A 15,653-nucleotide genomic window follows, 5' to 3' on the forward strand; every position below is an offset into this window, starting at 1 on the left:
GCCTCGTGTCGCGGGATCGAAAGGCTGGCGGGTGCAGGGGTTTTCGATGAGTCGCCTTCTGGGTCGCGGCTGGATGTTCATCGTCGCCATCGTGGTTGTGGCTGTGGCCGGCTACGCCGTATTCCGCCTACATGGCATCTTCGGCTCAGACCACGACACCGGGACAGCCGAAGCCCTCTCAGATGAGATCATCCCGTTCAATCCCAAGCATGTGGTCCTCGAGGTCTTCGGGCCGCCGGGCACCGTGGCAACGATCAATTATCTGGACGTCAACGCCCAACCCCAGCGCGCCGAAGATGTGTCTTTGCCGTGGAGGTACGACATCACGACGACACAGACGGCAGTGCTTGTCAATGTCATGGCGCAGGGCAACAGCGACTCCCTCGGCTGCCGCATCGTCATCGACGACGTGGTCAAGGACGAGAGACAGGTCGACACCATGAACGCCTACACCTTCTGCCTGGACAAGTCGGGATGACCACCCATCAGGAATCGCGCACTCCGCTGACGGACCGCATCGCGAAGTCGATTCGCGTCCTATCGGTCCCCATCGTGCTGTTCTGGTTGGTTGTCGCCGGGCTCACCAACGCCCTCGTCCCGCAACTGGAGGTTGTCGGCGAAGCACACAACGTCGCAATGAGCTCACCCGATTCACCATCGCAGCAGGCCTTCAAGAAGATCGGCGCCGTTTTTCAAGAATTCGATTCCGACGGTGCGGCCATGGTTGTGCTGGAAGGCGACGAGCCGCTCGGAGCCGAAGCGCATCGGTACTACGACGCCCTGATCGACCGCTTTGAGCAGGATCGCAAGCACGTTCAGCACGTTCAGGACTTCTGGGGAGACCCGTTGACGGCGGCGGGATCTCAGAGCTCCGACGGCAAGGCTGCCTATGTCCAGGTGTTCCTCACCGGCAACCTCGGCGAACCTGAGTCCATCGAGTCCGTTGACGCGATCCGCGACATCGTGAACAGCACGCCCGCGCCGCCCGGCATCAAGGCCTATGTCGCCGGCCCGGCGCCTCAAGTCACCGACCAGTTCGAAGTGGGCAACGAAGGCACCACGAAGGTCACCGTGCTGACGGTGCTGGTGATCGCGGTGATGCTGCTGTTGGTCTATCGGTCGATTGTCACCATGCTGTTGGTGCTGATCACCGTCCTCATCGAAATGTCTGCAGCCCGTGGCATCGTGGCCTTCCTCGGCAACTCCGGAATCATCGGACTGTCGACATACTCGACCAATCTCCTCACGCTGCTGGTCATCGCGGCCGGCACGGATTACGCAATCTTCCTGTTGGGCCGCTACCACGAGGATCGCAGCAACGGAATTGACCGAGAAACCGCTTACTACAACATGTATCGGGGCACGGCGCATGTCATTTTGGGGTCAGGTCTGACCGTCGCAGGCGCAGTTCTATGCCTGACCTTCACCCGACTGCCGTATTTCGAGAGTCTTGGCGTACCCGCCGCGCTCGGTGTCTTCGTGGCCTTGGCGGCGGCGCTCACGCTTGCGCCCGCTGTGATGGTCATCGGCGCCCGCTTCGGGCTGCTGGATCCAAAACGGAAAGCGCGTACCAGAGGATGGCGTCGGATCGGCACAGCGATCGTTCGATGGCCCGGACCGATCCTGGTCGCGACGATGGCGGTGGCCGCCGTAGGCCTGCTGGCGCTGCCCGGTTACAAGACGAGCTACGACACCGGCGTCTACCTGCCCGACCGCGCACCCTCCAATATCGGGTATGCCGCTGCCGAGCGTCATTTCTCGAAGGCTCGGCTCAACCCCGAACTCCTGATGATCGAGGCCGATCACGACCTGCGCAATCCCACCGACATGATTCTTTTGGAGCGCGTGGCCAAGGCCGTGTTCCACACGACGGGTATCGCTCAGGTGCAATCGATTACGCGACCACTGGGCACGCCGCTGGACCACACCTCGATTCCTTTCCAGATCAGTGCGCAGAGCGCCGGCCAGATACAGAACCTCGGCTATCAGCAGGACCGGGCCAAGGACCTGCTCAAGCAGGTGGATGAAATCGACAAGACGATCGGCATCCTGCGACAACAGGCCACGCTGCAGCAGCAGGCCAACGATGCCACGCACGAACAAGTTGCGGCATTCCACGAAACCGTCGAGGTGGCGAAGGACCTGCGGGACAAGATCGCGAACTTCGACGACATGTTCCGCCCGTTGCGCAACTATTTTTATTGGGAGCCACACTGTTACAACATCCCGATCTGTTTTGCGATTCGGTCGCTCTTCGATGCGCTCGACGGCATAAACGCGCTCACCGACCAGCTGGCGAATGTCACCGCGAGTCTGGACAAGCTGGATTCGATCCAGCCAAAGCTGCTCGAGCTCATCCCGCCCCAGCTGGCCAGTCAGCAGATCAATCGTGACCTGGTCATGACCAACTACGCCACCCTGTCGGGAATCTACGACCAGAATGCGGCGGCCCTCGAGAACTCGACAGCTATGGGAGCTGCGTTCGACGCATCGAAAACCGACGACTCGTTTTACGTGCCGCCGGAGGTGTTCCAGAATGCCGAGTTCCAGCGCGGTCTTAAACTTTTTCTCTCTCCCAACGGCAAAGCTGCACGGATGATCATCACCCACGACGTCGATCCCGCGACACCGCAGGGAATTTCGCATATCGATGCGATCAGGCACTCAGCGGAGGAGGCCGTCAAGGGCACGCCGTTGGCGGGCTCTCATATCTATATCGGCGGCACGGCAGCGACATACAAGGACATCCAGGAAGGCGCCAAGTACGACCTGATGATCGTCATCATCGCCTCGCTCTGCCTCATTCTGCTCATCATGATGTTCATCACCCGAAGCCTGGTGGCCGCGATCGTCATCGTGGGCACCGTCGCGCTATCACTCGGGGCCTCGCTGGGGCTGTCGATCTTGGTATGGCAGCACATCCTGGGCCTGCAGTTGTACTGGGTCATCATTCCGCTCGCGGTCATCCTGCTGCTCGCCGTGGGTTCGGACTACAACTTGCTGTTGATTTCTCGCTTCAAAGAAGAGATCGGGGCCGGATTGAACACCGGCATCATCCGGGCCATGGCGGGTACCGGTGGTGTGGTCACCGCCGCCGGGCTGGTGTTCGCATTCACGATGGCGTCCTTCGTGTATAGCGATCTACTTGTGCTGGGGCAGCTCGGCACAACCATCGCCCTCGGGCTGTTGTTCGACACCTTGATCGTGCGGTCGTTCATGACGCCCTCCATCGCCGTGCTTCTCGGACGGTGGTTCTGGTGGCCGCTACGAGTCCGTCCGCGGCCGGCCAGCACCATGCTGCAGCCCTATGGTTCCCGCCCAGCGGTGCGTCAGCTTCTGCTGTGGGACGACGACGACCCGGTCGCTTCGCCCAAACGCAGCTGAAAGCGGCGAGCGCGGCCGTCTAGTGTGCGTTCAGATCGCGAAATCCCGTGAAATCGGCTCGATTTGCGATCTGTGTGCACACTAGCCGTCCGACTTTGATTGGGGGCCGGCCAGCAGCGAGAAGAACTGATACGAGGGGTCCGTCTCGTCGAGGGCGCCCTTGAGGGTGTCCGCCGTGATCGGGTGACTCATGTCCATCGAGGACGGATCCGTCACGCGCGCCCAGTCCGTGACGATGGTCCGCTCGAGTAGCTTCCAAATGCCATCGCGCTTCTCGTACTTGTCGAGGTAGCGCCCGCCAATCACGAGATCGACGTCTCGGCCCTTGCCGGCCAAGGTGTGGACCGCGATGTTGTAGCTCTCGCCCTCAGCCTCGTCTCCGCGGATGGCGAAGTTCGCCGTGGTGATGTGGTGCTGCATTGCCCGTAGGTAGGGACGGGAGGCGACGAGCTGCTCGAAGAACTCCTCGACCGACCCAGTTGAAAACGCACCGTGATCATCGACGGCGTCGTGATGATAGAGGTCCCGAAGCGCGTCGATATCACCTCGGTCCACCGCGCGGCAGTACGCATGGACGAGCTTGCGCAACGCGAACTCGTCGAGCATTTCCTGCATTATCGGGTCCATCGCGGTCACCCTAGTTGTTCGTCGGGGACACCGAAGTATTCCTGGTAGCGCGCCGTCCGCTCGCGAAGCTCGTTCTCGTCCAACCCCGTTTGAGCGAACGTGTAGTGATGTCCGCCGTGTTCGTGGGCAGGTTGGGCAGCCAAGAACTCGCGCATCCTGGTATCGGCTTCGGCGGTGAAAGGCAGTCCGAGTCGGTCATAAGCCGCCGCCACCGCACCGATCGGGTCAGCCGCGAACGATTGGTACTGCACGTCGACCACCTGGGAGGCCGGGATGATTCCGGACTCCCGCGCGTCGATGGATCTGTCGAGGCCGTCGATGACGTAGTCGGCCCACTCGCGGGCGACCTCCTCGATGGCCGTCGGTTCGGCAGCGAACGTGCGCAGCGTGCACGCCAGCGACGACACTGACGCGATGGTCCGCAGCGGATCCCGGTGTGTCTGTATCACCCGGGCGTCGGGGTACTCCTTCATCATCGCGTCCAGGGCCCAGATATGTCCGGGGGACTTGACCACCCAGCGATTCACCGGGATTCGCGACTGCAGATGTTGCAGGAAGCGACGGTGCCATTGGTATGCCGACGCCATGTCGGCGCGCAGCAGCCACTGCGCGTAGGACGGGACGCGGTACATCGTGGGAAAGATGAAGCTCTTGTAATCCATCCCCGTGATGCGGACGCACTCCTGGGCCAGCAGTGGTCCGATCGGATGCATTGCCTTGAGGTCGGGGATGATCGACGTCATCATCTCCTGAATCTGACGACTGTCCTCGATGCGCGGATCGATGTCGTACGTGGCCGCCTCCGGTGGCGGACAGGGCGCGTCGACTTCCCACGTCAACGGTGCGCGGGCGTCGGGATCCTGCGCCAATAGTTCGTACAGGATCGTGGTCCCCGTGCGCACTTGACCGACGATGAAAATGGGCCGCTCGATCCGCATTTCGGCAACCTCGGGGTGCGCCCGCCGGTAATCGACGACCTGCAGTCGCCTCGTGAGGGATCCGACGAGGTCGCCCTGTGCGACGACGTTTCCGAACTCCGTCAGGCCAGCCTCGGCGGCCAATGCGTCGGTCAGCGTGTCGAGGGCCATACGCCAATCGTCACCCCCGAAGTCGGAGAGCCCGGTGCTTTCCTGCGCCGCGGCGATGACCGCCGCAGGCGAAATATCACCCACGGAACTCGGTCACGCTGTCGCGCAGTGGTGCCAGCAGCGCGTTCAGTCCGTACTCGAAGACGGCGTCGTAGTCGGTGGGGGATTGCAGCGCTTCGACGAGGGCCCGGTCGGGCCAGGCGTCCGCCCACAGGGTCGGATCCTCTTCGTCATGCTTGGCCCCCCGTACCGCCGAGAATTGCATCACAGCAGACGAAATCACGTGTACCTGCACCGCTCGCAACACCAGCGCGGCATCGCTTCCGGTGATGCCCAGTTCGGAGAGCTGCGCCGCCAGTCGCTGCTGGATCGGCAGGAACAGCTGCGGCGTACGGTCGCGTTCATGGGCGATCGCCAGCAGGTGCTGCTTGTCGATGAGCATCTTGCGTTGCGAACGCGCAAGGGAGGCAATGTGATCGACCGGATTGTCGCCGTCGCTCGGCAGATCGGCCATTTGGGCGAGCAGGCGTTCGACCAAAGCGTCGAAGAGTTTGTCCCGGCCGCCGATGTGCCAGTAAATGGAGGTGACCGCGACACCCAGCTGATCTGCTAGCCGACGCATGCTGAATGCGTCCACACCGTCGACGTCGATCAACTCCGCCGCGGTCTGGAGTATCTGGTCGGCTGTGACGGGGTCGCTGCCCTTACCGCCTGGCTGCGTCAACCGTCTCACCTCCGGTGATGCGATCTGCTTCGGGCAGGTCTAGATAGCGTTCGAGGTTGCGGTGCATGTTGATCACGCGGCGTTCCTCGTTGGACAGCACGACGTGGGTCAGTCCTGGCTGGTGAAGGCCGCGCTGCAGGCCCGCCAACACCTCGATGTCCTGTGTGAGCACCAAACCGGGGTGCGCGTCGGCTGCCGTCATCCGGACATCGGTCGGCTTGATTCGTGGCGCGTCCGGCGGCATCCGCATCCACACGATCATGACCAGTTCACCGCGATCGGGATCGGGTCCGGGGCGTGCCACCAACACGGTCAGGTGATCGGCGTTGGTCAGCAACGACATGTTCGGGAACACGTTGTACTGGTGCAGCCGCATCACGTGATCGGTGCTCGCCCAACTCAGGTCGACCCCGCGCCCGTCCGCGAAAGCCCTTGTTCGCGCCGCGATTACGTCGGCCGCCGACTGGCCTTGCTGATCGGAGGGGAAGGGGGTGCCGTCCTCGACACCCATGAGCGCGCCCTGCGTGGTGACGTAGGCGTCCCATACCTCGGCGTCGGTCACCGACTCCTTGATGGCCGGACTTGGTACACCGTAGAGCTGTTCGGACTTACCGGTGTGACCCCAGATGACTTGTGGCGCATACACGTCGTCCATGCACCTGTGGAGTTCCGGATGCAGGGTCTGAATGTGGTAGGTCTCGCTGAACCCGTCTGCGATCGTCTTCCAGTTCGCCTCGACCTCGATGGTCATGGTGGCGTAGCACCGGAAGTCGCCGAGCCGGTTCCAACCGATGTCTTCGGGCATCGCCTCGAGGTAGTCACGCAACGGGTTCGCATCGGAGTCCAGGTTGACGAAGACGAGCCGCTCCCACGTGTCGATGCGGACTGGCAGCAGGGGAAAGTCGGACAGACGGAGTGCGCCGAAGCCCTTCCGGTTGGGGACGCGCCGCAGTTCGCCGGTCAGATCCCAGGTCCACCCGTGATAGCCGCATCGCAGTTCACGCAAGTCGGAGCCGGATCCGGCGCACAACGAATTGCCTCGATGCCGGCATACGTTCTGAAAGGCGCGTAGTTCGCCGTCGTCGCCGTGCACGATCAGGACGGAGTTGAGGCCGCAGCGATACTCGAAATAGTCACCCGGTTCGGCGACGTGGTCGACGGTGCAGGCGAGCTGCCACACCTTGGGCCACATCCGCTCCACCTCGAGACGGGCGAAATCGGCCGAGTAATAGCGATCGGCGGGCACGAGCGTGGGGCGCTGCGGTGGCGTGCCGATGGCATCTTCGCGCCGAGTTGAGGCCGGGTTGCCGACGGTGCGGCCGGCCGGTGCCGTTCGCGTCATGATTCCCCTCCGATTCCGGCTGCCGCCGTCTGTAACGGTGTTACATTGGCCACCATAACGGCGGCCCGGACGTTGAGGGAGTAAATCGTGTTCGACCTGAAGATCACTGGCGGAACCGTGGTAGACGGCACGGGCGGAGACCGATTCCAGGCCGATGTGGGCATCAAGGACGGTCGGATCATCGAGATTCATCGCCGTGGTCCCGGTGATGCGCCACTGGACGGCAACGCGACCGAGACGATCGACGCGACGGGCAAGGTCGTCGCTCCGGGATTCGTCGACATCCACACGCATTACGACGGCCAGGTGAGTTGGGACAGCTCGCTCGAGCCCTCGAGCGGGCACGGCGTGACGACCGTCGTCATGGGGAACTGCGGCGTCGGCTTCGCCCCCGTACGCCCGGGCTCCGAAGAATGGCTGATCGAGCTGATGGAAGGCGTCGAGGACATTCCGGGTACCGCCCTTACCGAGGGGCTGACCTGGGGCTGGGAGAGCTACCCCGAATACCTCGACACGGTCGACAAACACGAACTCGCGATCGACGTCGGAAGTCAGGTCGCCCATGGCGCGGTACGCGCCTACGCGATGGGCGAGCGCGGCGCCAAAAACGAGCCCGCTACGCCTGAGGACATCGACGCGATGGCCCGGCTGGTGCAAGAGGCGATCGAGGCCGGCGCACTTGGCCTTTCGACCTCGAGGACGCTGGGTCACCGCGCGATGGACGGTGAGCCGGTCCCAGGGACGTTCGCCGCGGAAGACGAACTGTTCGGTCTCGGTCGTGCGATGGCAGCGGGCGGCCAGGCGGTCTTCGAGCTCGCGCCCCAAGGTGCGGCGGGCGAGGACATCGTCGCCCCCAAGAAAGAGCTCGAATGGATGAAACGGCTCAGCGCCGAGATCGACCGGCCGGTGTCGTTCGCCATGATCCAGGTCGATGCCGCTCCAGACCTGTGGCGTGAACTGATGGACATCTCCGCGGAGGCTTACCAATCGGGCAGTCGACTGTTCCCACAGGTCGCCGCTCGGCCATTCGGCATGCTGTTCGGCTTCCCCGGGCATCACGCATTCACCCATCGTCCGACGTTCCGTCAGCTCAAAGCCGAATGCGGCCGCGCAGAGATGGCTCAACGGCTCGCTGATCCCGCGGTGAAGGCGGCCATCCTGGCGGAAGACGACTTGGCGCCGGACCCGACGAAGCTGTTCGACGCCATGTTCGCCCTCGTGCAACACTCGCTCGGTCGTATCTATCACATCGGCGACCCGCCCGACTACGAGCCGACCGACGATCGCACGGTGGAGAAGATCGCCGCCGAAAGGGGCGAGGATCCGCTCGCCACTCTGTACGACCTGATGCTCGAGTCCGATGCGACGTCGATGCTGATGCTGCCGATGTTCAACTACTCCTACGGCAACTGCGATGCGATTCGCGAAATGATGACCCACCCGGCGGGGGTGATGGGCCTGTCCGACGGCGGCGCGCATTGCGGCATGATCTGCGACGCGTCGTATCCCACGTTCCTGCTGACGCATTGGGCGCGAGACCGACATCGTGGCGACAAACTGCCACTGGAGTATCTGGTGCGCAAGCAATCTCACGACACCGCTCAGCTGTTCGGACTGACCGATCGCGGCGTCATCCAGAAGGGCAAGAAGGCCGACATCAACGTCATCGACATGAACGCGCTGGCGTTGCACCCGGCGAAGATGGTGTACGACTTGCCCGCCGGCGGCCAGCGACTGGTTCAGGGCGCCAGCGGATACAGCGCCACGATCGTCAATGGCGTCGTCACCCGTCGCGACAGCGTGGACACCGGCGCACGCCCGGGCCGGCTGGTGCGCGGGGCGCGCTGAGCCTCAGAACTTCGCGGTCGCTCCCGCGTCGATCGGGAGCGCCGCCCCGGTGATGTACTTGGCCTCATCCGATGCCAGGAACAGCACCGCATTGCTGACCGCACGTGCCTCGAAGTACGGCACCGGCAGCATGTGGAAAGTTCCGATGATCTCGCCCGCGTCGGCCATGGTCGGCTCGGCGAGGTCAGGCCGCAGTGTGCGATGGAACTGCTCGTTGTCGATCATCGGTGTCCGGACGTTTCCCGGATGGATGGAGTTCACCCGAATCCATTGCGGGGCAAGTTCATTGGCGAGCGAATTCATCAAGCCGACGACTGCGTGCTTGGCCGACGCGTAGTGAGCCATGTAGCCGCCGCCGCGAAGTCCCAGCATCGAACTCACCAGGATGATCGATCCGCCGCGACCGTCGGACATGTGCGGGACCGCCACCTTGACCGTGTGCCAGACCCCGGTGATGTTGATGTCGAGCATCGTCTGCCAGGCGGCTTCCTCGATCATCGCGGCGGGTGCGGGGCTGCCGCTGATCCCCGCGTTGGCGATGACGATGTCCGGCCGGCCGAGCTCGTCGATCCCTTGCTGCAGCGCGGTTCCCAGCGCCTCCACGTCCCTGACATCGGCCTTCGCGGTGACGATGCGGCGGTCCAACTTCTCGACCAGCGCGGCTGTTTCGTCCAGGTCGGCTTCGGTGGCCAAGGGGTAAGGGGCGCCGTCGATGTCGGTACAGGCGTCGACGGCAATGATGTCGGCGCCTTCCTCGGCCAGTCGGATCGCGTGCTCGCGGCCCTGACCGCGCGCCGCGCCCGTGATGAACGCGACCTTGCCGGCCACCCGGCCCACTGCTTTCGACATTGTCACCTCTCGTTTATCGGCCCCTACACATTCCGCTGCCTTACGCGCGAAGTCAACGGGCGCCGGCCGGCCCGGCATGGGGCCGCACGAGCACTTCCTGTGCCGTGCTGGCGACCATCCGTCCTGCCGCATCGCGAATGGTTCCGCGGACCATCGCCCGATGCCCGGTCAGCGACACCGTCTCCTGCGTGTGCAGGTGCCATTCGTCGAACCGCACGGGACGGTGAAACCAGATGGCATGGTCCAGACTCAGCGCCGCAAGAGATCCGTAGCCCACACGCTGCGGATGGTTGCGAAATGCCATGTCGACGAGCAGGTAATCGCTCGCGTAGGCCAGCATCGCGTGATGAACGGCGGGGCTGTCGCCGATGTCGCGCGGGAGCCGCATCCAATGCGATCGTGGGCCGGCTGTCTGGGCGCCACCCAGAAAGGTCGGTGGTTCCGCGATCCGTATCTCCAGTGGCGGTGGCACGTCGATCCACGTCGATGCGTTCTCGCGCATCTCCGGCGGCGTGTATTGAGCCCAGTGTTGCAGCAGCGGTAGACCTTCGGGCGGCGGTGAGTCGAGGGGCGGCTGGGGGAGTTCGGGTTCGACGGCATTGGTGTGGAACGAAGCGATCGCGGTGAGGACATTGCGTCCGTCCTGCAGCACGTCGACCCGCCGGGTCGCCATGGACCGCCCGTCGCGCACCCGGTCGACCGCAATGTCCAGTGGGGCATCCGAAACGCCTGATCGGACGAAGTACGCGTGCAGCGACTGCGGTACGTGGTCGCTGACGGTCTCGGCGGCGCCCAGCACGGCCTGTGCGAGCAGCTGGCCGCCGAAGACCCGACCGAACCGACCGGGCTCGTTGCCGACGCGAAACCGGGTGTCGCCCAGAGGTTCCAGGTGCAGAGCGCGTTCGAGATTGTCGAGAGCTCCGAGGATCGCTTTCTCCATCGGGGTGCCGGTGCCGCGCAGCGGTCCTGTCAAGTCAGTGTCGACCATCGTCACCGGACCTTCGGCCCGTCGGGTACGCGGTAGCCGTCACGCGTCATGATCCGGACCGGGTCGATGCCGTTCCAGCTGGCGCAGGTGTCGGAGATGGCCTGCAAGCGCGTCAGGAATCCGAGATGGTTTTCGACTACCTCCGTGTAGAATCCGAAGTCCACCGACGTGTCCACGTACGCGACACGGAACTCGCCCGCGTCGCTTTCGGCGACGACGTGGTAGCCGAGCGTCTCGAAGTGCGCCTTCTTTTCATCGTAATGATCTGTGACGGTGGCAATCTGGTGGAAGGCTGAGGTGCCGTTGTTGCTCCATTCCCGGAAAATGCTCGGCGTGCTGCAGTGCTGCTGGATCAGTTCGATCTGTAGGGGTCCGGCTTGTGCAACCGCGACTTGAATTTGGAGCGAGCGCATTTCGTCCCCGTAGGTGGCTTGCTGCTCCAGCACCGGCAGCACGTGGAAGGGGCCGATACCGAACGTGCTTGCCCATCTGGACGCTGCAGCGAGTACATCGTCGACGACATGTCCGAGTTGAAAGAACCGGAAGTCGCCGTCGGGCCACGGCTGTTCGAACAATCGGTGAGCCGGTGGCGTCCCTGCATCGGCGTTCATGCTCTGGCGGCGCTCCTCGGCGTTGGGTACGCCGTTCTGTATATCAGTCGTCATCCGGTCGGGAGGCGCAGCCTCCACCGCGCGACACCGGCGCACACGGCTGCCAGCACACCCAGCATGACGATGTCGAAAAGCCACGTCGTCGCCGAGTGCTGCCAGTGTGAGTCCTGCGCGATCCCGACCACGAGGTTGCTCAGATCCGCTGTCGAGGCAGTGGCCGCGAAACCCCATCGCCCCGGCATGATCCACGCGATGGTCTCCAACAGCGGTCGCCCCGTCACCGGAATGAATCCGCCCGCGAACACCAGTTGTGTCACCAGTGCCACCGCCAGCAGCACGATGACCTGATCGTTGGTTCGCGCCAGCGACGACAACGCAAGTCCCAGCACCGACGCCGCCACGGCGGTCGCCGCGACATCGACGAACAATTCCAGCGCCGGGATACCCAGTGCGGCCGCCCCCGACGGTCCAGGCTTGCCGAACCCGGGGGCTGTGACGACCAAAACCAGGATGGCGGACTGGATCACTGCGACCGAACCGAACACCGCGATCTTGGCGAGCAGATACGCCGAGGCCGACAACCCGGCCGACTGTTCACGCCGGAAGATGGCGCGCTCGCCGACGAGGTCTCGTACGGTCAGCGTCGTTCCCATCAAGATGGCGGCGAAGCTGATCAATGCGATGACGTGTTTGGGCTCGAAGGGCGCGGAGCCGTCTGATGGCGGATGTCCGAAACCCGCGTGACCGACAACGGTCAGCGGAAGCAGACCGATGACGAACGGCAACACCGCGAGGAACGCGAGGTAGCCGCGGTCGGCGATCAGGAGCCGCACCTGGCGGCGGGCGATCGTCGCGAACTGGCGCCACGCGCTGGTAGGCGCCGGTTGCGGTGCCTGCGCCGCAGCGCCTGCCTCGACTTGCGAAACGTCGTCGCTCGTCGCCGGCGGTGCCTCCTCGACCGTCGGCCGGGAGCGTTCGATGAACCGTCGCTGAGCGTCGTCGGGATCCGCGCTCACCATCGTGAAGATGTCAGCCCAATCGATGGTTCCCATGGCCGATGCGAGCTCGGCGGGGGGACCGCAGAAAGCGGTCTTACCGCCGGGCGCCAGCAGCAGCATCTGGTCACAGTCCTCGAGGAACGTCAGCGAATGCGTCACCACCACGACCACGCGTCCCGCATCGGCGAGCCGGCGCAGCATCGTCATCACGGCCCGGTCCAGTGCCGGATCCAGACCCGTCGTGGGCTCGTCGAGCACCAGGAGCGACGGGCCGGTCAACAGCTCCAAGGCGACCGACACCCGTTTGCGTTGCCCGCCGGACAGTTTGTCGATGCGGGTAGCGGCGTGGGCACTCAACTCGAGTTCCTCGAGAATCTGGTCGATCACCCGCCGCCGATCGGCCTCGGTCGTGTCGGCGGGCATCCGCAGTTCCGCGGCGAATCCCAACGCCTGTGCGACGGTGAGCCGCCCGTGCACGACGTCGTCCTGGGGCACCATGCCGATCCGACTGCGCAGTGACGCGTATCCGTCGTGCAGGTCGCGTCCGTCGAATGAGACCGCGCCGCCGGTCGGGCGGGCGGCACCGACGAGCACCCGGGACAGCGTGGACTTACCCGAACCCGAGGGACCGATCACCGCCGTCAACGTGCCCGGGCGGGCGTCCAGCGAAATCCGGTCCAGCAGAGGGGCATCGGGCCCGACGGCGAGGCTCACCTCGCGGACCTCGAGTCCGCCTGTTGTTGCCGCCGGCTGGGTGCGACGCACCAGGGAACCATCCGTGTAGACGAAGTCGACGTTGCCGATCGTGACGACGTCGTCGTCGCCGAGTGTGGCGTCGGTGACGTTCTCGCCGTTGACGAATGTGCCGCTGCCATCGGTGTTCTGCAACTGCACGGCAACGCCTGTGGTGACCAACTTGGCGTGGTGAAGGGACGCCAGCACATCCGGTACGACGATGTCGTTGTCGGCGGAGCGTCCGATGGTGATGGAATCCCTTGACTGCGTGGGGCTGTCGTCCGCCGATGGCGCGGTGCCGAGCTCGAACGTCAGGGGCGGGCCGTCGGGGGCTCCGAGATGGATGGTCCGCTGATCGTCGATCTCGACGGACTGCACGCGTTGCTCCGCGACGAACATTCCGTTGAAGCTGTTGTCGTCGAACGCGACCCAGCGACCGTCGAGGTAGCGCAGGATCACATGCGAGCGGGAGATCGCCGGGAGCGGGATGCGAACGTCCGCGTGAATATCCCGCCCGACGACCACGTCGTGATCCGCGGCGAACGTGCGTTGCCAACCGCCGGAGCGGATGGTGATCGCGGGCGCTGGGGGAGACATCATCTGAACGCTCATCCTAGGAAGTACGCCAACGGGAGGACGAGCAAGAGCGAATCGATTCGATCGAGCAGACCGCCGAAGCCCGGCAGCCAGTCGCCGGCATCCTTGACCTTCGCCTGCCGCTTCAACATGGACTCGAGAAGGTCGCCGAAGACGCCGCCGACGGACACCGCGATCAGCAAGCCGACTGAGATGGTCCCCAGCAGCGTGAGGATGATGAACGCCCCGATGATGGCGCCGACCAAACCGCCGATCGTCTTGTTGGGGCTCAACGGGGACAGTGGGCGGCGCGCCCAGGCCATGCGGCGCAAGCCCTTTCCGCCGCACCACGCGGCGACGTCCGTGGCCGCGACGGCGAAGCACAGCAGGAACGAATCGGGCCAGACCATCACCAGATGAGACAACGACCAGCAGATCCATACCGAACCGAAAGCGGTGAAAGCGCTGCGCTTGGCGCCGTTCTCGACGTCGCCACCGAGCACCGACGGCAGCGCGCACAGCAACAGAACGACAGGCGCGAGGTGCAGCAGCGATGGGCGCAGCCAGGCCGCCAGCGGATACATCACGGCCAGTGCCACCAGGACGCAGGTGTCTGCTTTCGCCAGTTGCGTCAGTCGCGAATATTCGACCACGGCGACGACGGCCAGTACGGCGGCCAGCGCGGCGGTGGTGCCTTCGCCGATCCACATGGGAAAGCCGACGATGGGGGCGATCAGCACCCAGGTGCGCCATTTCTGGACCAGCTCGGGCTTGCGCGAGATGATCACCGCGATCCCGGCCAGCGCCAGGAGCGCGGCCGTGACCCACATGAAAAACACGGCGCGGGAATAGAGATGGATGTGCAGCGGGCCGAGGTCGAAATTGAGCGGCATCCGCCGATCGAGGTGAACGAACCACAAGTACCGGTCGATGAGCGACTCGACGATTGCCATGTCAGGCCGCCTCGGCGCGCGTCAAGCGAGCGAACGGTACGACGTCGGCCATCGGTTCGACCTGCTGCGCTTTCAGTTCGCGGTGCGCGGCCCGCAGGCGCAGGACCGCCGTGATGAGTGAACCGTTCACCAGGTGCCCGAGCAAGAAGGGCATGAGGCCGGGAAAGGCGGTCGCCAACACCACGACGAGGCAGCGTTCGGTCTTTCCGAGCGGGCCTCCGTTGCGTCGGGTTGCGCCCGCACCGGCCGCGGCCAGGGATGCGAACGTCGGTAGTGTCGCGGCGATCGCGGCGACCAGGACCAGGAGCACCGGCCAGGACAGCCAGTTCATATCGGGACCACTCTGCTGCGCGGCCCATACCGCGAGGCCGGCGAACGCCAACAGATCCGCGGTGCGGTCACCGATCTCGTTTACGACGAAACCCCAAGGCCGGCTCACGCCGCGGGCACGGGCGACCGCGCCGTCGAGGTTGGCGCCGGCAAGCCCCAGCACCATGAACAGCGCCGCGAGCGGCCAGCAGCCGAACGCGACCGCGACTCCGGCCGCACCGGCTGCGACGATGCCGGCGGCGGTGAACACGTTCGGCGACACCTGCCGAGCGACGGCGGCGTTGACGGCGAAGGTCAAGCGACCCGTGAACCATGGCTTCATGGCATAGAGGCCAGTCGCGCGTGCTTCCCGCGGCGTCGCCTGGGCGACGGTGTGAATAGTGATGCGTGTGTTCACGGCTGGCTCCTTTCGTTTTCGTGCCGCTCTACCTGCAAGGCATGGCGCCACGTCCGTGGCGCCCCTACGTCACTGAGTAAAGACAGCCCGAAGGGCTACCGATCCCAAGAAACGAACCTGTCTACAGGCCTTGTGACCAGCCGCATAAGGGCACTCTGTCGCAGAATGCGAACGAAAACCCGCCGTTAACCGGAAGCAGAGAC

General features: G+C 64.4%; 13 protein-coding genes. 3 read left to right on the top strand and 10 right to left on the bottom strand.

Translation table 11 applies throughout. The features are described 5' to 3' along the window. The first annotated feature begins 46 nt into the window (after nt 1-46). Together BST47_RS18015 and BST47_RS18020 are read left to right on the top strand one after the other, a co-directional pair. On the top strand, nt 47-478 hold the full coding sequence (locus BST47_RS18015; RefSeq protein WP_207568637.1) for an MmpS family transport accessory protein: 432 nt from the start codon (nt 47-49) through the stop codon (nt 476-478). Further along, nucleotides 475-3,384: an MMPL/RND family transporter gene (locus tag BST47_RS18020; RefSeq protein WP_083126946.1), complete on the top strand. Its 2,910-nt coding sequence runs from the start codon at nt 475-477 to the stop codon at nt 3,382-3,384. Before BST47_RS18015 ends, BST47_RS18020 begins: the two co-directional genes overlap by 4 nt. 81 nt (nt 3,385-3,465) lie before the next feature. Here the strand turns inward: BST47_RS18020 and BST47_RS18025 are convergent, their stop codons facing one another. The 4 genes from BST47_RS18025 to BST47_RS18040 are packed head-to-tail and all read right to left on the bottom strand — an operon-like array spanning nt 3,466 to nt 7,165. Next, nucleotides 3,466-4,011, bottom strand: coding sequence for a nuclear transport factor 2 family protein (locus BST47_RS18025; protein ID WP_083127094.1), 546 nt, complete (start codon nt 4,009-4,011; stop codon nt 3,466-3,468). Between the two features lie 5 nt (nt 4,012-4,016). Then, entirely contained in the window at nt 4,017-5,183 is a 1,167-nt protein-coding gene (locus BST47_RS18030) for a sulfotransferase family protein (RefSeq protein ID WP_083126948.1), read from the bottom strand. Beyond that, the gene (locus BST47_RS18035) at nt 5,176-5,832 is read right to left on the bottom strand and encodes a TetR/AcrR family transcriptional regulator (protein ID WP_234809760.1); all 657 of its coding nucleotides are present in this window, start codon (nt 5,830-5,832) and stop codon (nt 5,176-5,178) included. The genes BST47_RS18030 and BST47_RS18035 overlap by 8 nt, the downstream gene beginning before the upstream one ends. Then, on the bottom strand, nt 5,804-7,165 hold the full coding sequence (locus BST47_RS18040; RefSeq protein ID WP_083126952.1) for an aromatic ring-hydroxylating oxygenase subunit alpha: 1,362 nt from the start codon (nt 7,163-7,165) through the stop codon (nt 5,804-5,806). Before BST47_RS18040 ends, BST47_RS18035 begins: the two co-directional genes overlap by 29 nt. A gap of 87 nt (nt 7,166-7,252) precedes the next feature. On the opposite strand from BST47_RS18040, the gene BST47_RS18045 reads away from it, so the two are divergent. Further along, nucleotides 7,253-9,013 (top strand): N-acyl-D-amino-acid deacylase family protein, encoded by a 1,761-nt coding sequence (locus BST47_RS18045; RefSeq protein WP_083126954.1) that lies wholly within the window; start codon nt 7,253-7,255, stop codon nt 9,011-9,013. Nucleotides 9,014-9,016: 3 nt separating this feature from the next. Here BST47_RS18045 and BST47_RS18050 read toward each other — a convergent pair whose 3' ends face one another. Genes BST47_RS18050 through BST47_RS18075 form a run of 6 tightly spaced genes read right to left on the bottom strand, consistent with a single transcriptional unit; the run spans nt 9,017 to nt 15,450 of the window. Continuing rightward, complete coding sequence (locus BST47_RS18050) at nt 9,017-9,862, bottom strand: mycofactocin-coupled SDR family oxidoreductase (protein ID WP_083127095.1); 846 nt, start codon at nt 9,860-9,862, stop codon at nt 9,017-9,019. A 52-nt stretch (nt 9,863-9,914) separates the two neighbouring features. After that, complete coding sequence (locus BST47_RS18055; RefSeq protein ID WP_083126955.1) at nt 9,915-10,850, bottom strand: acyl-CoA thioesterase; 936 nt, start codon at nt 10,848-10,850, stop codon at nt 9,915-9,917. Nucleotides 10,851-10,852: 2 nt separating this feature from the next. Further along, nucleotides 10,853-11,515, bottom strand: coding sequence for a VOC family protein (locus BST47_RS18060; protein WP_234809761.1), 663 nt, complete (start codon nt 11,513-11,515; stop codon nt 10,853-10,855). Then, entirely contained in the window at nt 11,512-13,794 is a 2,283-nt protein-coding gene (locus tag BST47_RS18065) for an ATP-binding cassette domain-containing protein (RefSeq protein ID WP_083127097.1), read from the bottom strand. Before BST47_RS18065 ends, BST47_RS18060 begins: the two co-directional genes overlap by 4 nt. A gap of 8 nt (nt 13,795-13,802) precedes the next feature. Then, complete coding sequence (locus BST47_RS18070; RefSeq protein ID WP_083126957.1) at nt 13,803-14,723, bottom strand: phosphatidate cytidylyltransferase; 921 nt, start codon at nt 14,721-14,723, stop codon at nt 13,803-13,805. A gap of 1 nt (nt 14,724) precedes the next feature. After that, entirely contained in the window at nt 14,725-15,450 is a 726-nt protein-coding gene (locus BST47_RS18075; protein ID WP_083126959.1) for a CDP-alcohol phosphatidyltransferase family protein, read from the bottom strand. Nucleotides 15,451-15,653 lie beyond the last annotated feature (203 nt).

The sequence above is a fragment of the Mycolicibacterium tusciae genome (assembly GCF_002086795.1).
GTDB classification, from domain to species: domain Bacteria; phylum Actinomycetota; class Actinomycetes; order Mycobacteriales; family Mycobacteriaceae; genus Mycobacterium; species Mycobacterium tusciae.